Here is a 19,613-nt window from a genome sequence, read left to right as displayed (position 1 = left end):
ACCGAGGACGAGCACGTCGCGCTCCTCGGGGTCGCGGAGGCCATGCTCGGCAAGCGCCTGCTCGGCTTCGCCGCGCGGTACCTCGCGGCGCTCCGTCCGTTCCGGACGACGCCGAACGAGGTCCGCCGGCTCCGGCTGCAGTACTCGGCCGAGTACCTCAGCGGTGACGCCGTGCACGCGGACGAGCTGCTCGTCCCCGTCGACGCGACCGACCCGGCCGAGGTGGACGCCGTCGCCGGGCTGATGGCCATGGTGGCGTGCTTCCGCGCCGAGGCGTGGGAGCTCGACCAGGCCAAGGACCTGCTGCACCGGATCGAACCGCTCGAGGGGTCGGCGTCCGCGCACACCCTCGAGATCGCGACGACCGCGCGGGAGCTCATCGCCGCCGTGGACGGCGCACTGCCGCCCGACACCGAGCTGCACGACGGGCTCGCGACGTCGGAGCTCGTGGCGATGTCGGACCCGGCCCTGCTGCTCCTCGCCCACGCGCTGAGCATCGGCGAGCGCTACCGGAGCGCGCGACGAGTGTTCGCACTCGTGCTCGCCCGGGGGCAGGAGACCGCGGCGGTGTGGACCGAGGCGGCCCGCTACCTGACGGCCGAGAACGAGGTGCGCTCCGGCAACTTCCGGCAGGCGCTCCGCGCGATCGACGTGTGGGAGTCCGGTTCGTCCGTCGCCGAGCGGTTGCGTGAGCCCTCGCGGGCGATCGCCGTCGCGTGGCGGCACTTCGCCGAGGGCCGTTCCGCCGAGGCGCTCGACGTCGTGGACCGGTGCCTCGAGCACCGATCGACGAGTCGTCTCTGGGGAGCGACGGCGAAGCTGCACGCGCTTCGCGGCAAGGTCCTGCTGCTCGACGGCCGCCTCGACGAGGCCGCCACCGCGCTCGAGGCCGCCGACGCCGTCGGTCGGTCGCTCCGGAACCCCGCGGTGCTCCGACACCTCGGCGACCTGGTCGAGGCGTACGTGCGCCTCGGACGGATCGACGACGCGCGCACGATCACGGCCCGCCTGGCGGCGGACCACCATGCCCGTCCCGGGCGCTGGGGTGCCCTGGTGCTGGCGCGGAGCCTCGCGCTCGTCGCCGACGACACCACCCGCGAGCCGGCCCGTCGCCGCGCGCTGGAGCTGTTCCAGCCGCACGACTCGCAGTACGAGCGGGCTCGCACGTTCGCCGCGCTGGCCGCGGTCGGCAACCCGGCGGAACGTCCGCGTCTCGGCGCGGCGGCCGCAGCGGCGTACGAGGCGGCCGGCCTGCGTCGACCGCTGGTGACGCCGGCACCGGCTGCGGCGATGCCGCAGTTCGGCACGGGCTCGTCGTCGATCCGGTCCGCACCGGCGCTCTCGCCGGCGTTCCCCGGGACGCCGCGCAGTGCCCCCGACGCGTCGGCGGTGCTCACGTCGCTGACCGCCGAGGAGCGTGCGGTGGTGCAGAAGGTCACCGAGGGGTACCGCAACCGCGAGATCGCCTCGTCGCTGTTCATGTCGCAGCGCACGGTGGAGCTGCGGCTCACGCAGATCTACCGCAAGGTCGGCGCGCGGTCGCGATCGCACCTGGTCGCGCTGCTCACGTAGGAGACGCACCACAGGACGCACAGGAGGCCCGGTACCAGCTGGTACCGGGCCTCCCGTCCGCGCGCCCTCCGCTCGCTGTCACGGCGGTTGCGGGAGTCCGCACGCGACCGCAGCGCGGAGTGCCCCGCACGCGGGGAACCGCAAGAGCGTCCGACGGGTGTTGCCGTGCGGTCGGCGGCGGGTGAGGCTTCTCCTGCACCGACCGCCGTGCCCCTCCCCCGGGGGCCAGCCCGCGCTACCCGAGTCCGGTACCCGAACCCCTCGGCCCAACGACACCGACGTCCGTCCTCGCCTGATCCGAGGACGGGCGTCGGTTCCCGGGCCGGGAGGCCCCGGACGCGCGGCAGACCCGACGGCGGTCGGTGCCGCACCAGTCCCGACCTCCCCGTTCCACCCACCCTCGTTCCCCCGAAGGGACAGCCGATGTGCGGCATCATCGCGGCCCGCGTGTCTGACGACGCGACCCCCTACCTGCTCGACGGACTCGAACGACTCGAGTACCGCGGGTACGACTCCGCCGGCATCGCCGTCCGGACGGCCGTCGGCCGCACCGAGACCATCCGCTCGGTCTCCCGAGTCGGCGACCTGCGCACGCTCGTCGCGGCACGCTCGGGTGACGCGCTCACCGGCGTCGGCATCGGTCACACCCGCTGGGCCACACACGGTGCCGTGCGCGAGGCGAACGCGCACCCGCACGCCGACTGCACGGGCCGGATCTCGATCGTGCACAACGGCATCATCGAGAACGCGGAGCGGCTGCGGCAGATGCTCGAGGCCCAGGGCCACCGTTTCCGGTCCGACGTCGACTCCGAGGTCATCGCGCACCTGGTCGAGCGGGCCCTGGCGGTCGACCCGGACCTGATGCTCGCGGTGCAGATCGCGACGGCGCAGCTCGAGGGCTCGTGGGCGATCGTGGTCCTGGACGCCCGCGACGGCCGCATGGTCGTGGCGGCGGACCGTTCGCCGCTCGTCGTCGCCCGCTCCGGCCGCGGTGACTTCGTGGCGAGCGACATCGGCGCGATCGCCGAGTGGTGCGAGACGTTCGTGGCGCTGCGCGACGGCGACGTCGTGGAGCTCGGTGAGGCCTGGACCTGGTCGTCCGACGGCATCACGGTGCCGGTGCCGTTCCCCACGCCGTCCCCGTTCGCCGCCGCCGCGCTCGACCTCGGCGACCACACCGACCACATGGCGAAGGAGATCGACGAGCAGGCCGACGTCGTCGCGACGATCCTGGACCGGGTGACCCGCCGCACCGCCGACGGCAGCATGTGGGTGGGCCTCGGCCTGGCCGGCTTCCACCGGCTGGCGATCGTCGCCTGCGGCACGTCGCTGAACGCGGGCCAGGTGATCGCGACCGCACTGCGCGGGATCGGCGGCGTGCCGACCGACATCGTCGTCGCGAGCGAGGCCGACCAGGCCGTGCTCGGTCCGGGCACCCTGGTCGTCGCGATCAGCCAGTCCGGAGAGACCGCTGACGTGCTCCGCGCCCTGGACCGGTTCGAGGACCGCCACCCGGTGCTCGCGCTGACGAACAACATGCACTCCTCGCTCGCCCGACGGGCCGACGCCGTGCTGGACTGCCACGCCGGTCCGGAGATCGGTGTCGCCGCAACGAAGACGTTCACGGCGCAGGTCGTCGTCGGCGTCGCGGCGATGATCTCCGCGATGGTCGCCTCCGGCCGGATCGAACCGTCGCGCGCGCAGGTGCTCGTCGACGAGCTGCTCGACCTGCCGGCACGGATCGAGCACGCCGCGCGGGTGTCAGCCGAGCGGATGCCGCTGCTGGTGTCGAGTGTCAAGGAGGCGACGGGCTTCCTGTTCCTCGGCCGCGGCGCCGGACTGCCGTACGCCGCCGAGGGCGCCCTGAAGCTCAAGGAGCTCAGTTACCGCTGGGCCGAGGCCTACCCAGCCGGCGAACTCAAGCACGGGCCGCTCGCGCTGGTGGACGACGGCACCCCGGTGGTCGTCATCGACCACGGTGAACCGAAGATCCGGTCGGCGATCGCCGAGGTCCGGGCCCGTGGCGGCTTCGTCATCACGATCGGCGGCGAGTCCGCGGACATCCCCGCGCTCGGCCGCCGTGGCACCGGCGACCTGGCCTGGGGTGCGATGACCGCGCCGTGGGGTCCGCTCGAGGCCGTCGTACCGCTGCAGATGCTGGCCCGCGAACTGGCCCTGCAGCTCGGGTGCGACGTCGACAAACCACGGAACCTCGCGAAGTCGGTGACGGTCGAATAGCCGGGCGCCGACGCGTGAACCGCCTGACGGTCTTCCTCGCCGTCCTCACCGCCCTGGCGATCGCCGGCACCGTGGTCCTGGTCACGGTGGTGCTGACGACGCCCGTGCTCCCCTGACGCCGATCCCGCAGGGTCTTCCTGGGCGGGGCTGCGATGCTGGTCACTTGACCACCGCAGCCCCGCCCCTCGTCTTCGTCGCGCTCCTCGTCGGCGCCGTCCTGCCGTTCGTGCCGTTCGTCGGCCGGGTGGCCCGCATCGCCGCGACCATCGCGCACGAGGTCGGGCACGCGATCGTCGTCGTGCCGTTCGGCGGCCGGATCCAGCGGATCGAGCTGCACCCGGACGGGTCCGGCGAGGCCTGGGTCCAGCTCGGCCGGGTGCCCGGCGGCATCCGGTGGCTCGTCCGGATCCTGAACCTGTACGCCGGCTACAGCGCACCCCTGTGGGCGGGGGTGCTCCTGGTGACCGGGGTGCTGCACGGCTCCCGCTGGCTGCCCGTGGTGGTACTGACGATCATCGGGCTCGTGGCGCTGGCGTTCGTCCGGAACTGGTTCGGCCTGCTCGTCGTGCTCGGCTTCGACGCGCTCGCCCTGTGGGTGGCCTTGCGCCCGTCCGAGGCCACCGTCCTGGTGGTCGCCGCAGTCGGGGCGTTCTTCGTCGTCGACGGCCTGCGCTCGGTGGTGCAGGTCGGTCGCTGGCTGGTCACCGGCGCCCGGGTGCAGACGGACTTCCACATCGCCGCGGCCGAGATGCGGGTGCCGGCGTCCATGTGGTTCGTGCTGTTCGTCGTCGTGAACGCCGTCGCCGTGTGGCTGGCGCGCGAGCCGCTGCTCCAGGTCTGGGACACCGTCGCCACCGGGGTCCGCTCGCTCGTCTGAGGCTGCTCGCGTAACCGGGGGCCGCAATCGCCTGTCCGCGCCGAGGGGCTGCGAGGCTACCGCCAGACGACCCCCGGAGGTGTCCCATGGCGACCGACGACCACGGCTTCGCGACCGAGCAGGTGCACGGCGGCTTCGTGCCCGACGCCGGGCACGGCGCCCGCGTCCCCGCGATCCACATGTCCTCCGGGTTCCTGTTCGACGACTTCGACCAAGCCCGCGACCGCTTCGCCGACACCGACGACGGCTACACCTACACGCGCCTCGGCAACCCCACGAACGCCGACGTCGAGCGTCGCGTGGCGCTGCTCGAACGCGGCGTCCAGGCGATCCTGGTCGGCAGCGGTCAGGCGGCGGCGACCGTGGCGTTCCTCGGTCTACTGCAGGCCGGCGACCACGTCGTCAGCGCCCGGAGCATCTACGAGGGCACCCGCGGGCTGCTGCTGCAGAACCTCGGCCGGCTCGGCATCGAGGTCGACTTCGTCACCGACGCCCGCGACCTCGACGCCTGGGCCGCCGCGGTCCGACCGAATACGAAGGCGTTCTTCGCCGAGACCATCCCGAACCCGAAGAACGACGTCCTCGACATCACCGGCGTCGCGGAGACCGCGCACCGCGCCGGCGTCCCGCTGATCGTCGACAACACCCTCGCCACGCCGTACCTGGTGCGCCCGGTCGAGCACGGTGCCGACATCGTCGTGCACTCGGCGTCGAAGTTCCTGTCCGGGCACGGAGCCGGACTCGGCGGCGTGGTCGTCGACGGCGGCCGGTTCGACTGGACCGCCGCCCCCGAGCGCTGGACGCACCTGACCAGCCCCGAACGGTCCCTCGGCGGCGAGAGCTACGTCGAGCGGTACGGCAACCGGGCGTTCGCCGTGTTCGCCCGCGACGTCGTCGCCGCACGCATCGGTCCGGCGCCGTCCCCGTTCAACGCGTTCCTGCTCCGGCAGGGCATCGAGACGCTGTCGCTGCGGGTGGAACGCCACTGCGCGAACGCGCTGACCGTCGCGTCCTGGCTGGACCAGCAGCCGGAGGTGACGAGCGTCGACCACGCGGGCCTGGCCTCCAGTCCCTTCCACGACCTCGCCCGACGCTACCTGCCCCGAGGGGCCGGGTCCGTCTTCGCCTTCACGCTCGCCGGTGGCGAAGCCGCCGCGCGGGCGTTCATCGACGCCGTGCAGCTGTTCAGCCGGATGACACACCTGGGCGACGTCCGCTCGCTGATCCTGCACCCGGCGACCACCACGCACGCCGGCCGCACGCCGGAAGAGCGAGCCGAGCAGGGCATCGACGACGGCCTGATCCGCCTGTCGGTCGGCATCGAGGACGTCGCGGACCTGCTCCGCGACCTGGAACGCGGGCTCGCCGCGGTGCGGTCCGCAGACGCAGCCACCGGCCTGGAGGCGCGAGGAGCGTCGGACGCGCACCGCACGGCAGTCGGTGGGCAGGCCCTCGACCGGCAGGAGCGCTGAATGGCCGAGCTGCAGCACTTCGGGTACTTCTTCTCGCGCGGCTTCGGCCCGCAGGCGTGGGGACGGTCCGACTGGGACTGGGGGCACGACTGGACGAAACCGGACCTGTACCAGCAGTCCGTCCGGACGCTCGAGCAGGCCGGCATGGACCTGGTCATCGCCGAGGACGCCGTCTCGCTCGGCTCCCCCGCGACCCTCGACCTGCGCATCCGGCAGGCGTACGGCGGCCCGAAGCACGACCCCCTGCTGCTCGCCCCGTACCTGTTCGCCGCCACCTCGCACATCGGCATCGCTCCGACCGTCAACGCGGGGATCACCCCGCCGTACCTGGCGGCCCGGCAGTTCGCGACCCTGGCGCACCTGTCCTCCGACCGGTTGGGCATCAACGTCGTCACCGACGTCGGCAGCGCACGGCACGCCGGCTTGCAGCCGCTGCCGCACGACCAGGCGTACGACCGCGCCGAGGAGTGGATCACCCTGCTCCGTCGGCTCTGGCACTCGTGGGGCGACGCGTACGTCGGCGCACCGGACTCCTGGCACTTCGCGGACGGCGACGCCCTGGACGCGTTCCACCACGAGGGCGCCCACTTCACCGCGGACGGTCCGCTCAACGCCCTGCCGCTGGCGTCGGACCCCGTGGTCGTCTCCCCCGGTGGCTCGGGTCGAGGGCTCGCGTTCGCCGGCACCCACTCGGACGTGCAGCTCGCGCTCGCGCCGCTGTCCGCCGACGCGGTGACGGACTACCGCGCCCGGGTGCTCGCGGCTGCGGAAGCCGCAGGGCGGTCGACCGCGGACCTGCGGATCCTGTTCGTGCTCAAGCCCGTGATCGTGTCCTCGCAGGAGGAGGCCGACCGCATCGTCGCGGCGTCCGAGCACCCCTCCGACGACGCGCTGCGTGCGGCGGCGATCGCGTGGTCGAGTGACTCCGAGACCGACCTGCTCGCGCTCGACCTGGACGCACCGGTGCCCGACGGGACCTTCGGCGAGCATGTCTCGGCCGGCACGATCCGCGGGCTGCTCGGGGACACCCCGGACGCACCGCTGCGCGAGCTGCTCACCCGCAAGGCGCGGCAGGGGCGGATCCGGTCACGCTCGGGTTTCGTGGGGACCGCCGATGAGTTCGCGGACTTCATCGAGGAGCTCGGCAGCGACGCCGACAACGACGGCATCATCTTCTCGGGCGACCTGCACCCGGCGCAGATCCACCGGATGCTCGGCGACCTGGTGCCCGTGCTCCGGCGCCGTGGGCTCCTGCGAAGGGAGTACGGCGCCGGAGGAATCCGGGCGAACCTGTTCGACTTCTAGCGGGGCGGCTGCGAGCTACTGCTTCTTGGACTTCTTGGAGTCGTCCTGCTTCTTGGACTTCTTCTTGTCGTCGTCCTGCTTCTTGGACTTCTTCTTGTCGTCGTCCTGCTTCTTGGACTTCTTCTTGACGTCGTCCTTCTTCTTGGACTTCTTCTCGTCGTCGTCCTTCTTCTTCTTCTTCTTGGACTTCTTCTTCTCGTCGTCCTGCTTCTTCGACTTCGCCTTGCTCGCACCCGCCGGCAGCGGCAGGACGGCCGACACGGCCTCCGGCGACTCCACCCCGTCGATCGGCTCGACGACCACTGCCGAGCCGGTGTCCAGCTCGACGTCGACCGCGTGCTCCTCGAGCACCGGTGCCAGGGCATCGGCGACCCGCTCGACCGACAGGACCGCGTCCGCCTCGGCCAGTCGGAGCAACGCCTGCGCGGTCCGCACCCGGGTGGTCGTCTTGCGCTCGAGGACGTCGGACCGCGCCCCTTGAAGGAACGTGCGCAGCGCGCGTTCCACGGTGGAACGTCCGCGCGGGGCAGCGCGGTCGAGCCGATCGAGTTCCCCGGCGACGCCGGAGACGTCGTCGGCGACGTGCTCGTGGCGGACCGACTCGATGAGCGCGGCGATGGCGGCCGCGGCACGTTCGACCCCGGCGGAGCGCTGGTCGAGCACGACGAGCATCTCGACCACCGAGCCGTACGTCACGGTCTCGAGCCGCACCGGTTCGGCACCACGACCGCGCACGATCAGGCGGGTGTCGGGGTTCGGCAGCCATGCGGCGAGGGCGGCGACCGTGGCGACGGAGCCGACGATCCGCTCGTACTCGCTGAGCACCACTCGTTCCTGCTCCCGCAGACGGACACGGATCGCGATCTCCTGCACCACGTGCTGACCTCTCGTTCGGGTTCGACGCGAGCGTGTTCTGCGCGCCTGCTCCGGAGCGTAGTCCTCGGACGTCGCGGAACAGCGAACGCCCCGGCACTGTCCAGGGGACGGTGCCGGGGCGTTCAGGTGGCGCAGCATGACAGCGGCTCGTCGTCCGGCGAATGGTGGAGATGGGGGGAATCGAACCCCCGTCCATCGCTGCAATTCGACGTCTTCTACGGGCGTATCCGGATGGTTCGTTCTGCTCGGCCCCGTCCTTTGCTACCGGCTTCTAGGACGACGGGCCCAGTCTCAGTGCAAGTCCCGCACGGCCCTGAGGCGCAACCGTGCAGCGAGTCCTCTGGATGACGCCGGGATCAGGTTAGAAGACGGTCACCTGGCCGACGGACTTCATGTGCTGGGCTGCTTACGCAGCGAGAGCGAAGTCAGTGCGCTTGGAATTGGCACTTGTTGTTTTCCACGGATCGTTAACGAGATAACCGTGGGTCCTCGGCCCGCTTCCCGTCGGCACACAGGCAATGTCGAAACCGATCATCCCCATGCGGGCCGGACGTGCGAGCCGCTGTCACGCTGTTCAGTTGCCAATGCTCCTGTCGGAGCAGTCCCTCAGTCTAGCCGAGGAGGCGCATCGGCGCTACTCGCCGACGCGGTTCCGGGTGCGCATGGCCCGCTCGGCCTCACGCTTGTCGGTCTTCTCGCGCAGGGCCTGACGCTTGTCGAACTCGCGCTTGCCCTTCGCCACGGCGATCTCGATCTTGGCGCGACCGTCGTGGAAGTAGATCTGCAGCGGCACGAGGGTGTAGCCGCCCTGGGCGGTCTTGTGCGAGATCTTCACGATCTGCTGCTTGTGCAGGAGCAGCTTGCGCTTCCGTCGGGGCGAGTGGTTGTTCCACGTGCCCTCGGTGTACTCCGGGATGTGTACGGCGTCGATCCACGCTTCGCCACCGTCGATGTAGGCGTACCCGTCGACCAGGGACGCGCGCCCCATCCGCAGCGACTTCACCTCGGTGCCGGACAGGACCATGCCCGCTTCGTACGTGTCCTCGATGAGGTAGTCGTGCCGGGCGCGACGGTTCGTCGCGACGATCTTCTCCCCGCGTTCCTTCGCCATGACGACTCCTCTCGATGGTGACCGGTGCAGTGCGCGGCACGGGTGGTTCCGCGCAGCCCCACAGACTACTCAACACGAAGCGGGCGGCGCACCTTCCCGGCGCGCCGCCCGTTCGCGGATGCTGGCTGCGTCAGACCTTCAGGTACCGGCGGATGGCGATCGACGCCGACGCCGCGGCGAGGAGCACCCCGATCACGATCACCGCCGGGACCACGATGGCCGCGTCGCCCATGCCGATGAACGCCGTGCCGGTGAAGCGCTCCGCCAGGAAGTTCCGGACGAAGAACCAGACCACGGCGGTGATCGCGCCTCCGGCCAGGACGGCTCCGATGGCGGCGGCGATCACCCCCTCGAGCACGAACGGTGTCTGGATGAACCGGTTCGACGCACCGACGAGCCGCATGATGCCGAGCTCTCGCCGTCGACTGAACGCCGACAGGCGGATCGTCGTCGCGATGAGCAGCACCGCCGCCACGAGCATGAGCGCCGCGATGCCGATCGCCGTGTACGACGAGGCGTTGAGCAGGTTGAAGATCGGCTGCAGGTACCCGCGTTGATCGACGACGCTCTGCACGCCGGCGACCTTCGACAGGCTCTCGACCAGGACGTCGGCCTGCGAGGGGTTCTTCAGGTTCACCCAGAAGGTCTCGTTCAGGTACTCCGGCTTGACGAACTCCGTCGCCGCCGAGTCCTTGAACTGCTCCTTGAACCGGGTGAATGCCTGGTCCTGGTTCTCGTAGTAGGTCTTCTCGATGTACGGCTTGAGCGTCGACGAGTCGAGCTGCGCCTGGACCTGCTCGCGCTGGTCCGCGGTGGCCTTCGCGCCGGTGCAGTTGCCCGTGGTGTCGGTGTCGGTGCACAGGTAGACGGCGACCTGCGCCCGGTCGTACCAGTACCCCTTCATCTGGTTGATCTGCATCTGGAGCAGGATCGCCGTACCGACGAACGTCAGGGAGATGAAGGTCACGAGGACGACCGAGACGACCATCGACGCATTGCGCCGCAGGCCCGAGCCGACCTCGGACATGACGAGCCCGAGCCTCATCGGATGAGCCCCGGGATCGTCTGAATGCCGGTGGTGTTGGACACGGTGCCTCGCTGGATCGGGACGGCCTGGGTCTGGTAGCCGCCGGACTGTTCGTCGCGCAGGACGGTGCCGTTCGAGAGCTCGATGACCCGACGCTGCATCTGGTTCACGATGCTGGCGTCGTGGGTCGCCATCAGCACGGTGGTGCCTCCCTGGTTGATGCGTTCGAGGAGCGCCATGATGCCGGCGGACGTGGTGGGGTCCAGGTTCCCGGTGGGCTCGTCGGCCAGCAGGATCGCCGGCTTGTTCACGACGGCGCGGGCGATGGCCACACGCTGCTGCTCACCACCGGAGAGTTCGTGCGGCATGCGGGTGGCCTTGCCGGCGAGACCGACGAGCTTCAGCACGTCGGTCACGGCCTCACTGATGAAGCCCTTGCTCTTGCCGATCACCTGCAGCGAGAACGCCACGTTGTCGAACACGTTCTTGTTCGGCAGCAGACGGAAGTCCTGGAAGACCACGCCGAGGTTCCGGCGGAAGTAGGGGACCTTCCGCGATGCCAGGGACCCGAGGCGCTGCCCGAGCACGTGGATCTGCCCGCTGGTGGGCTTCTCCTCCTTGAGCACGAGGCGCAGGAAGCTGGACTTGCCGGAACCGGACGCGCCCACGAGGAACACGAACTCACCCTTGAGGATCTCGAGGGTGAGGTTGTCGAGCGCCGGACTCGGGTTGCCCGAGTAGACCTTGGTGACCTGGTCGAATTTGATCATGACCGGATCAGGGTAGGTCGCCCCGCTCGGAAAGCAAGCGAGGCGCGCGGCTCACGAACCCCTACTCGGCGGCGGATTGCTTGCGCCAGCGGATGCCCGCGTTGATGAAGCCGTCCAGATCGCCGTCGAACACGGCTGAGGGGTTGTTCACCTCGTGCTCCGTCCGGAGGTCCTTGACCATCTGGTACGGCGCAAGGACGTAGGAGCGGATCTGGTCGCCCCAGCTCGCCGTGATGTTGCCGGCGAGTTCCTTCTTCTTCGCGTTCTCCTCTTCCTTCTTGAGGAGGAGCAGGCGTGACTGCAGCACGCGCATGGCGGCCGCACGGTTCTGGATCTGCGACTTCTCGTTCTGCATCGAGACGACGGTGCCGGTCGGGATGTGCGTCAGGCGCACCGCGGAGTCGGTCGTGTTGACGGACTGCCCGCCGGGGCCCGACGAGCGGAACACGTCGACGCGGATGTCGTTCTCGGGGATGTCGATGACCGCGGTCTCCGGCATGAGCGGGATGACCTCGACCGCGGCGAAGGACGTCTGGCGCTTGCCCGCGGCACCGAACGGCGACATCCGCACCAGGCGGTGGGTGCCGGCCTCGACCGACAGCGTGCCGAACGCGTGCGGGGCGTCGATCTCGAACGTCGCGGACTTGATGCCCGCTTCTTCGGCGTACGAGGTGTCCATCACGGTGGTCTTGTAGCCGTGCTGTTCGGCGTACCGGAGGTACATGCGGAGGAGCATCTCGGCGAAGTCCGCCGCGTCGACGCCGCCGGCACCAGCCCGGATCGTGATGACCGCCGGACGGTCGTCGTACTCGCCGTCGAGGAGCGTCTGCACCTCGAAGTCGCCGATCATCTTCTGGATCGCCTTGAGCTCGGCGAGCGCTTCGTCGGCGGACTCCTGGTCGTCGCCCTCGTTCGCCATCTCGACCAGTACCTCGAGGTCGTCGATGCGCTGCTCGGTGTCGGTGATCTTCTTCAGCTCCGACTGGCGGTGCGAGAGCGCGCTCGTCACCTGCTGCGCGTGGTCGACGTCGTCCCAGAGGTCCTGGGCCCCGGCCTGCTCGCTGAGGTCGGCGATCTCACGCTGCAGGCGGTCGACGTCGACCACCGAGCGGATGTTGCCGAAGGTCTCGCGAAGGGCGGAGAGCTGCTCGGTGAAGTCCAGTTCGACCATGGTCATCGATCCTACCGGCGCGAGTCCGACTCGGCCGACCGGGAGGCCCGGTGTGGGCCCGCCCCGCTGGTCACGGTCCCTCTCCGCGTGCCTCGCACCCCGCCCCGGCCCCGGGTGAGCGGCGCTTCGTCATCCGGGCCTCCGGTGCGACCTGGCGATCGCGTACCGTCGCAGCCGCACGCCCCCGCGGCACTCGGTCGACAACAGGACGGCGTCGTAGTGCTCCAACACTCCGATGGAGCCGTCGTCGTCATCGCGGCAGACGGCGACCACCGGGTCGATCCCGACGCGCGAGGCGTGCGCGAGCACCTGGCCCAGCGCCCACGTCGCCACGCCCCGGCCCCTCGCCGACGGGCGGATCCCGTACCCGACGTGGCCGAACCGCTGCACGCCGGCCGCGTCCCCCGGGGCCCGGAGCGCGATCCCGCCCAGGACGCGGCCGTCCTCGACGATCCACCAGAGCGCCCCGGGTCTGGCGTGCAGTCGGCCCACCCAGGTGCGGAAGCCGTCCTCGTCGCCGACGTCGTCGTGGGCGGTGATCCCGAAACCGTCCTCGTGCACGCCCGACCCCCACTCGGCATGCGCTTCGGCCCATGCCTCGTACAACGCCGTCTGCGGTCTCACCAACTCGAGCATGTCCAAGTATCACAACGATGCGGGTCGGTGGCGATCCCCTCGTGCGGATCCGACGCCGGTCGCTTCCGGGGTCGCGCCCGTGACCCGTTCCGACCGTGACCCGTAGAGTCGAGAGACTCTCGACGTCAGGACCAGAACGATGACCAGCCCCACCACCGACCCAGCCGGAGCCGAGCGGTGGGCAGCCGCCGCCCGGCTCGCCGACGGCCAGAGCGACGACGGGCTCCGCCGTCGCCGGACCCGCGTGTTCGTGTGGGTGGGGGCACTCGTCCTGGTGTCGTGGGCGGTCGGGGTGGTCCTGGCGCTGGTGCTGGCGCCGACCACCGGGAGCAGCCACGCGAGTGGCGGCGATGGCGTGCAGCTGCTCGTCCAGCTCCTGCTGTTGCTGCTCGGGCTGGTCGTCGGCGTCGTCGGTTTCGTGTGGGCCTACCGCTCCGGTCACTACGTCACTCGCTGGCGTTCAGTGAGCAGCCCGCTCTCCCGCGCGGAGCAGCGGTCGGTGCGGCGTCAGATCGCCGGCAAGGAGCCGATCGACGACGAGCACGCGGACATCGTCTTCGCGGTGGCCGTGCAGAACCGTCGAGCCACCCTCGGCATCCTGCCGGTCGTCGGCGCGGTGATGCTGTTCGCCGCGTCGACGGCGGTGAGCACGGACAGTCTGCCCATCAAGCTGGTCGAGCTCGTCGCGTCGTTCGCGGCGGTGCTCGGGCTCGTCCAACTGCTCGTGCAGTACCGACGAGCCGGGCGGTTCCTCTCGGAGCACGCCCTCAGCTGACGCCGTCCGACTGGCCGTCCGGAACGCTCGGCTGTCGGCGGCGTCGGTCCCTCAGGACCAGCAGGAGACCGACCAACGACGCGGCGCTCCCGAGGAACACCCCCGCTCCGACCCACGTCGTGACGGACGCGCCGTGCCCGAACACCGCGTTGATGAGCATGCCGAGTCCGACCGCCACGCCCGTGAGCAACACCGCGCACGTCGGTTCGAGCCACGGAGGCGACAGGAGCGAGCGTCGATCGACGGGGAGGCCGCGGTCCAGTCGAGCGCGCGCCGCGCGCTCACGGTCCTGGATCGCGATCCCGATCGTCGGCCCCCAGAACGCCACCGTGGCCTGGCTGCCGCCTGGATCGACCAGGATCAGGATCGCCATCGTCGCCACCGCACCGCCGAGGTACCACCAGGGGAAGACCCGACGGAGCGGGACAGCCCAGCGGCTGTCCCGCCGGGCGCCGTTCCGAGGATGGTGCTCGCCGCTGCTCGTGGCCACGGTCATCGCTCCCGGCGCAGCCCTCGGATGAGCGGGGCGGTGCACACCAGCATCGTGCCGGAGACCAGCACCGCGCCTCCGAGGACGGCCGTCGGTGTCCTTCCTGCGGCCACGAGCAGGACGATCCCGATGAGCGCGAGCGGAGCACCGACGAGCAGCCCCACCAGATCGGCGCTGCCCTGTGGTTTCGGAGTGGTCACGAGCTCAGGCTACTGGCGGACGTCAGTCCACTTCGCCGCTCCCGGTGACGACTTCCGCAGCGCGGTCACGTGTCCGAGACCGCGCGACCGCCAGTGCCTGCTCAGCCGACGCGAGGAGCACCGGGTCACTGGCCTGCCTGAGCGCGACGGCGAGTGTGAAGTCCTCGACGGCACGGTCGACGATCCCGGCTGCGAGCAGCGCCTTGCCTCGGTGTTGCCGCATCGCGGCTTCGCGAGTCGTGCCGATGCACTCGGCGACGAGGAAGTCGTACTCGTGCACGGCGGTGCAGGTGTCGCCGAGGTCACGGTGGCAGTCGGCCCGTGATGCTCGGACACGCTGCGTCGGGGCGACCCGTTCGAGACGACGAAGCGCGTCGTCCGCCTTGCCGGTCCACAGCAACTCGATCTCCTCACGGAGCGGGTCGTCTGCCAATCCTGCGCGGAACGCAGCGAGGTCGGTGATGACCGGACGGAGATCGGCGGACCGGATCCGCCACCCGGGGCCGCCCTCGACGTCGTGCGTGGTGGCTGTCCCCCGGGTGTTCGGCGTTCGAGGCTCCGGGATGCGCGCCGTCACGGGCGTCCCTTCCGGAACGGAAACCGGAACGACCGTCGCCGAGCCGCCACGGGCCGGAGCCCCTGCGCCAAGCGCGTCAGCTCCGCTCGTAGGTCCGCATCGACGGTCGGCACCCCGACACCTGGGTGCCGAGGGAACGGGTTGCCCTCGACCCCGATCACGGTCAGTGCGGCGTGGGCGTGTCCGGATGCCGATTCCGGGTCGCCGAGCCGGCTCGCGACGCGGGCCCGCGCTGTCAGGTACCGGACGACACGGTCGCGGAAGAACGCCGTCCTCCGGACCGAGTCCTCGGCGCCGGCGAGCAGTGCGTCCGCCTCGGCGAGCGACGAGGGATCGCCGAGCTGCAGGAGCACCTCGGCCAGGAGGACCTCCGACATGCCGGTGGTGAACGAGTCGGAGCCGCACTCGGCGATGCGCCGGAGGACCCTCCGGTACTCGTCAACGGCGTCATGCAGACGTCCCGACAACGCCAGTGTCATCGCGAGCATCTCCCCGCCGCCGTTCACGCGCGCCTGCGATCCGCCGACGGCCTCGATCTCCGCCATGAACCGGACGAGCAACCCCCGACCGACTTCTCGCACGCCCTCGTCCGCGTCGCCCTCCAGGGCGAGGGTCACCCCCTGGATACGGAGGTACTCGACCCTGGACGATCTCGCCCGTGCGAGCTTCGCTTCGAACGCCGCAGCGATCTCGTCGTTCCACTCGCTCGAGCGGTACCAGTTGTCGTCCCGCGGCGGTCGGACACGCGCTGGACGGCGGACGTCCCCTGCGTCCTGTCCGTCTTCCGGCCGCGGCACCACGAGCAGCAGTATGCCCTGGAAGGGGACCTGCGTCAGCGTCGCAACCGAGATCGCCGGTGTCCCACCCAGGCACTGGTCAGGACGACGACCGCGCAGAGGAAGGTGACGAACCCGAAGGGCCGGGATCCCGGCTGGGCGAACAGCGCGACCGAGACCCCGACGAACACGATGCCGAGCAGGGCGACGACGACCCACACGGCGGACGAGCGAAGCATGCCCGGAGTCGACCACTACCGCCCGAGCAGCGGCTCCCGCGATGCCATCCCCGCGGCACCGGCCCGTGCGACGGCGTCCGGCAGCGCAGCCAGGAACGCGTCGACGTCGGCATCGGTCGTCGTGTGGCCGAGCGTGATCCGGAGCGCGCCACGGGCATCCTGCTCCGACAGTCCCATCGCGAGCAGCACGTGCGACGCCTCGGGTACACCGGCCTGGCACGCCGACCCCGTCGAGACCGCGACCCCGGCGGCGTCGAGCAGGAACAGGAGCGAGTCGCCCTCGCAGCCGGGGAACGTGAAGTGCGCGTTGCCCGGCAGGCGGTCGACGGGGTCCCCCATCAACATCGCGGCGGGGACGGCCGCACGGACCCCGGCGACCAGACGGTCCCGCAGGGCGACGAGTGACGGGTGCGGCATCGGCTCGGCGACGACCGCGCTGGCCGCCACGCCGAAGGCCGCAGCCGCCGGGGCGTCCTGTGTGCCGCTCCGCACCTGCCGCTGCTGCCCACCACCGTGGATGAGGGGCTCGACGGTGGCCTTCCGTCCGAGCACGAGCGCACCGATGCCGACGGGCCCGCCGACCTTGTGCGCGGAGACGCTGAGGGCGTCGAGGCCGGACGCGGCGAACGACACCGGCACCTGCCCGTAGGCGGCGACCGCGTCGCTGTGCACGGGCACGCCGGCGGCGTGCGCGAGCTCGACGATCCGTGACACGGGCTGGATGGTGCCCACCTCGTTGTTCGCCCACAGGAACGTGACCAGGGCGACGTCCGAGGCGTCGGCGAGCCGTGCCTCCAGTCCGGCGAGGTCGACGCGACCCTGCGCGTCCAACGGGACCACGTCGATCACGGCGCCCTCGTGGGTCTCCAACCAGGTCAGGGTGTCGACCGTGGCGTGGTGCTCGCCGCCCGGGACGACGATGCGGGGCCGCTGGCGGTCGCGCTGGCGAGCCCAGAACAGGCCCTTCACGGCGAGGTTGATGCTCTCGGTGCCGCCGGAGGTGAACACGACCTCCACCGGGTCGGCGTCGAGCGAGCGGGCGACGGCGGCGCGACCGTCCTCGAGCAGCATCTTGGCGCGTTGACCGGCGCTGTGGATGGACGACGGGTTGCCGACGGTGCCCAGGGCATCGGTGAAGGCGGCGAGCGCCTCCGGCAGGATCGGCGTCGTCGCGGCGTGGTCGAGGTAGACCGACAAATGCACCCCCTGGATCGAGCAGTGTCCAGGATACGCGCCGGTCCTCGTACCCTTGTCGCGTGCACGAGACAGCGATCGACCTCACGCCGGGGTTCTCCCTGGGCGGGACCGTCCCCCGGTTCACCCTGCGGTCCGCGACGGCGACGAGCATCGTCCTGGTCGTGGCGAGCGCGGGGAGCGCCGAAGGCGCGGACGGGCACGACCGCTCCGACGGCCGGCCGACCCGGCACCCGCTCGAGCGCGTCCCCGACACGGACGTGTGGACCGGCGAGGTCCCCGGGGTCGTGCCCGGCGACCGCTACCACCTGCTCGTCGACGGGCCGGTCGGGCCGCGGCACGAGTTCGACCCGAGGCGTCCGCTGCTCGACCCGTACGCTCGTGGCATCCTGCCGACCGGCGACGACGAGGCCGCCGGACCACGCTGGACCAGCGTGGTCGTCGACGACGCCTTCGACTGGGGCGGCGTCGTGAAGCCGCAGGTCCCGCTCGACCGTGCCGTCGTGTACGAGGCGAACGTCCGCACCCTGACGGCCGCGAACCCGCACCTGCCGGAACACCTGCGCGGCACGTACGCCGGGGTCGCCCACGAGAGCACGATCGCGCACCTGCACCGCATCGGCGTCACCACGCTCGAGCTGCTGCCCGTGCAGGCCTTCGACACCGAGCGGTGGCTCCGCGACGCCGGCCGGCAGAACGCCTGGGGCTACAACACGCTCGGGTTCTTCGCCCCGCACGCCGCGCACGCCTCGGCGCCGGCGCAGCAGGAGGGCGCCGACGCCGTCCTGCGCGAGTTCAAGGGCATGGTCCGGCTGCTGCACGAGGCCGGCATCCAGGTCGTCCTGGACGTCGTCTACAACCACACCGCGGAAGAGGGCCTGGGTGGTCCGACGACGAGTCTGCGCGGCATCGACGGCGCGAACCGCTACCGCTGGGCGCAGACCGACCCGCCCCGCCGGGACACCTACTACGACACCACCGGGTGCGGGAACACGCTCGACACCTCGGTCGAGGCGACGGCGGACCTCATCGTCGACAGCCTGGTGTACTGGGCACGCGAGGTGCAGGTCGACGGCTTCCGCTTCGACCTGATGGCCGCCCTGGCCCGCGACGGCGAGCACCGGTTCGACCCGTCGCACCCGCTGCTCGAGCGCATCCGGAACCACCCCGACCTGCAGGACACCCTGGTGATCGCCGAGCCGTGGGACGTCGGCCCGGACGGCTGGAAGACCAGTGCCTTCGGCGCGGCCGGTCACCGCACGAGCGAGTGGAACGACGGGTTCCGCGACACGGTCCGCCAGTTCTGGCTCACCGACATCGCCGAGGAGCGCCGCACCGGCCTGCCGCAGACCGGGATCGGCCGGCTGGCTGAGGCGTTGTCGGGGTCGAGGAGTGTCTTCGGTGCCGACCGCGGCCCGCTGGCGAGCGTCAACTTCGTCACCGCGCACGACGGCTTCACCCTGCTCGACCTGGTGTCGTACGACGGCAAGCACAACGAGGCCAACGGCGAGGACAACCGCGACGGCTCGAACGACAACCGCTCGTTCAACCACGGCATCGAGGGCGACACCGCCGACCGCGGGGTCCGTGCCGCGCGTGGGCGGTCGATGCGCAACCTGGTGGCGACCCTGATGCTGTCCGCCGGGGTGCCGATGCTCACCGCCGGCGACGAGCGGAGCCGCACGCAGCACGGCAACAACAACGCCTACGTGGTGTCCGACGACCTGACCCCGGTGGACTGGTCCGACGACGAGGACGCCGAGACGATGACCGAGGCCGTCGCCGCGCTGGCACGGTTCCGGCAGGCGCACCCGTCGCTCCGCCCCACCCGCTTCGGCGTCGAGGGGCAGGAGACCCCCGGGGCCTCGCGGATGTCCTGGTACGGGCCGGACGGGCACCCGATGACGATCGAGGGTTGGGACCAGCCCGTGCACCGCGCCCTGCAGTACTTCGTCGAGTCGACGCCGGAGCACGAGCCCTTCGACCGCGTCCTGGTGGTCGTGCACGGCAGCGGCCGCACCCGCGACCTGACCCTGCCGGTCCGCGAGGACGTCCTCGGGTACCGCCTGGCCTGGTCGAGCGAGAAGCACCGCGACCACGAGCGCCTCCGTCCCGCCGGGCAGGTCTTCACCGCCTACGGCCCCGGCATCCACCTGTTCGAGGTGGCGTAGCGCCGAGCAGGCGGGTGCGGCCCGGCGTCGCGACCGGGTGGCGGACGGAAGGCGCGTGGCGGCCCCGCCACGGGCCTCCCGTCCGGTCCTCAACAGGGTCCACGGCGCGCCCGGCCCGCCACAGCGGGCCGATTCC

Annotated in this window: 19 protein-coding genes and 1 other RNA gene; 7 read left to right on the top strand and 13 right to left on the bottom strand. The window is 71.2% G+C overall.

Annotated elements, in window-relative coordinates; translation table 11 throughout:
• From H7A73_RS08755 to H7A73_RS08735, 5 genes are all read left to right on the top strand, one after another.
• On the top strand, positions 1–1,572 hold a 1,572-nt coding region (locus H7A73_RS08755), incomplete at its 5' end, for a helix-turn-helix transcriptional regulator (RefSeq protein WP_182065632.1).
• A gap of 423 nt (positions 1,573–1,995) precedes the next feature.
• Positions 1,996–3,810 carry a glutamine--fructose-6-phosphate transaminase (isomerizing) gene (gene glmS, locus H7A73_RS08750; protein ID WP_182065631.1) on the top strand — a complete coding sequence of 605 codons (1,815 nt, stop codon included), beginning with the start codon at positions 1,996–1,998 and terminating at the stop codon, positions 3,808–3,810.
• A 163-nt stretch (positions 3,811–3,973) separates the two neighbouring features.
• A complete protein-coding gene (locus tag H7A73_RS08745; protein ID WP_182065630.1) occupies positions 3,974–4,687 on the top strand; it encodes a M50 family metallopeptidase in 714 nt (237 codons plus the stop codon).
• Positions 4,688–4,773: 86 nt separating this feature from the next.
• Positions 4,774–6,159, top strand: coding sequence for an O-acetylhomoserine aminocarboxypropyltransferase/cysteine synthase family protein (locus tag H7A73_RS08740; RefSeq protein ID WP_182065629.1), 1,386 nt, complete (start codon positions 4,774–4,776; stop codon positions 6,157–6,159).
• Complete coding sequence (locus H7A73_RS08735) at positions 6,160–7,464, top strand: LLM class flavin-dependent oxidoreductase (protein WP_182065628.1); 1,305 nt, start codon at positions 6,160–6,162, stop codon at positions 7,462–7,464. It begins immediately after the preceding gene.
• Positions 7,465–7,479: 15 nt separating this feature from the next.
• Here the strand turns inward: H7A73_RS08735 and H7A73_RS08730 are convergent, their stop codons facing one another.
• The 7 genes from H7A73_RS08730 to H7A73_RS08700 all read right to left on the bottom strand — a co-directional run bounded on the left by H7A73_RS08730 (position 7,480) and on the right by H7A73_RS08700 (position 13,043).
• Positions 7,480–8,340 (bottom strand): hypothetical protein, encoded by an 861-nt coding sequence (locus tag H7A73_RS08730; RefSeq protein WP_182065627.1) that lies wholly within the window; start codon positions 8,338–8,340, stop codon positions 7,480–7,482.
• A gap of 162 nt (positions 8,341–8,502) precedes the next feature.
• Positions 8,503–8,879: a transfer-messenger RNA gene (gene ssrA / locus H7A73_RS08725) on the bottom strand.
• Between the two features lie 95 nt (positions 8,880–8,974).
• Positions 8,975–9,451 (bottom strand): SsrA-binding protein SmpB, encoded by a 477-nt coding sequence (gene smpB / locus H7A73_RS08720; protein ID WP_027465851.1) that lies wholly within the window; start codon positions 9,449–9,451, stop codon positions 8,975–8,977.
• 130 nt (positions 9,452–9,581) lie between these two features.
• Positions 9,582–10,496 (bottom strand): permease-like cell division protein FtsX, encoded by a 915-nt coding sequence (gene ftsX, locus H7A73_RS08715; protein WP_027465852.1) that lies wholly within the window; start codon positions 10,494–10,496, stop codon positions 9,582–9,584.
• Positions 10,493–11,248: a cell division ATP-binding protein FtsE gene (gene ftsE, locus H7A73_RS08710; protein WP_017888215.1), complete on the bottom strand. Its 756-nt coding sequence runs from the start codon at positions 11,246–11,248 to the stop codon at positions 10,493–10,495. The genes ftsX and ftsE overlap by 4 nt, the downstream gene beginning before the upstream one ends.
• Positions 11,249–11,309: 61 nt before the next feature.
• Positions 11,310–12,419, bottom strand: coding sequence for a peptide chain release factor 2 (gene prfB / locus H7A73_RS08705; protein ID WP_182065640.1), 1,110 nt, complete (start codon positions 12,417–12,419; stop codon positions 11,310–11,312).
• A 129-nt stretch (positions 12,420–12,548) separates the two neighbouring features.
• Positions 12,549–13,043 carry a GNAT family N-acetyltransferase gene (locus H7A73_RS08700; RefSeq protein WP_209135479.1) on the bottom strand — a complete coding sequence of 165 codons (495 nt, stop codon included), beginning with the start codon at positions 13,041–13,043 and terminating at the stop codon, positions 12,549–12,551.
• A 151-nt stretch (positions 13,044–13,194) separates the two neighbouring features.
• On the opposite strand from H7A73_RS08700, the gene H7A73_RS08695 reads away from it, so the two are divergent.
• Entirely contained in the window at positions 13,195–13,830 is a 636-nt protein-coding gene (locus tag H7A73_RS08695) for a hypothetical protein (RefSeq protein WP_182065625.1), read from the top strand.
• Here the strand turns inward: H7A73_RS08695 and H7A73_RS08690 are convergent.
• The 6 genes from H7A73_RS08690 to H7A73_RS08665 all read right to left on the bottom strand — a co-directional run bounded on the left by H7A73_RS08690 (position 13,823) and on the right by H7A73_RS08665 (position 17,309).
• Positions 13,823–14,320 carry a hypothetical protein gene (locus H7A73_RS08690; protein ID WP_182065624.1) on the bottom strand — a complete coding sequence of 166 codons (498 nt, stop codon included), beginning with the start codon at positions 14,318–14,320 and terminating at the stop codon, positions 13,823–13,825. The genes H7A73_RS08695 and H7A73_RS08690 overlap by 8 nt on opposite strands.
• Positions 14,321–14,322: 2 nt before the next feature.
• Positions 14,323–14,520 (bottom strand): hypothetical protein, encoded by a 198-nt coding sequence (locus H7A73_RS08685; protein WP_182065623.1) that lies wholly within the window; start codon positions 14,518–14,520, stop codon positions 14,323–14,325.
• Positions 14,521–14,542: 22 nt separating this feature from the next.
• Positions 14,543–15,097, bottom strand: a complete 555-nt coding sequence (locus H7A73_RS08680) for a hypothetical protein (protein ID WP_247738020.1) — start codon at positions 15,095–15,097, stop codon at positions 14,543–14,545.
• Positions 15,094–15,714, bottom strand: a complete 621-nt coding sequence (locus tag H7A73_RS08675; RefSeq protein ID WP_182065622.1) for a hypothetical protein — start codon at positions 15,712–15,714, stop codon at positions 15,094–15,096. The genes H7A73_RS08680 and H7A73_RS08675 overlap by 4 nt, the downstream gene beginning before the upstream one ends.
• A 215-nt stretch (positions 15,715–15,929) precedes the next feature.
• Positions 15,930–16,112 (bottom strand): hypothetical protein, encoded by a 183-nt coding sequence (locus tag H7A73_RS08670; protein WP_182065621.1) that lies wholly within the window; start codon positions 16,110–16,112, stop codon positions 15,930–15,932.
• 15 nt (positions 16,113–16,127) lie between these two features.
• Positions 16,128–17,309, bottom strand: coding sequence for a cysteine desulfurase family protein (locus H7A73_RS08665; RefSeq protein ID WP_182065638.1), 1,182 nt, complete (start codon positions 17,307–17,309; stop codon positions 16,128–16,130).
• A 59-nt stretch (positions 17,310–17,368) separates the two neighbouring features.
• Here H7A73_RS08665 and H7A73_RS08660 point away from each other — a divergent pair, with 59 nt between their 5' ends.
• Complete coding sequence (locus tag H7A73_RS08660) at positions 17,369–19,477, top strand: glycogen debranching protein (protein WP_182065620.1); 2,109 nt, start codon at positions 17,369–17,371, stop codon at positions 19,475–19,477.
• Positions 19,478–19,613 lie beyond the last annotated feature (136 nt).

It is taken from the genome of Curtobacterium sp. ME12, from assembly GCF_903970855.1.
In the GTDB taxonomy this organism is placed as follows: domain Bacteria; phylum Actinomycetota; class Actinomycetes; order Actinomycetales; family Microbacteriaceae; genus Curtobacterium; species Curtobacterium poinsettiae_A.
The sequence above is the reverse complement of the archived record's forward strand: the minus strand, read 5'-3'. Positions and strand labels throughout refer to the sequence as shown.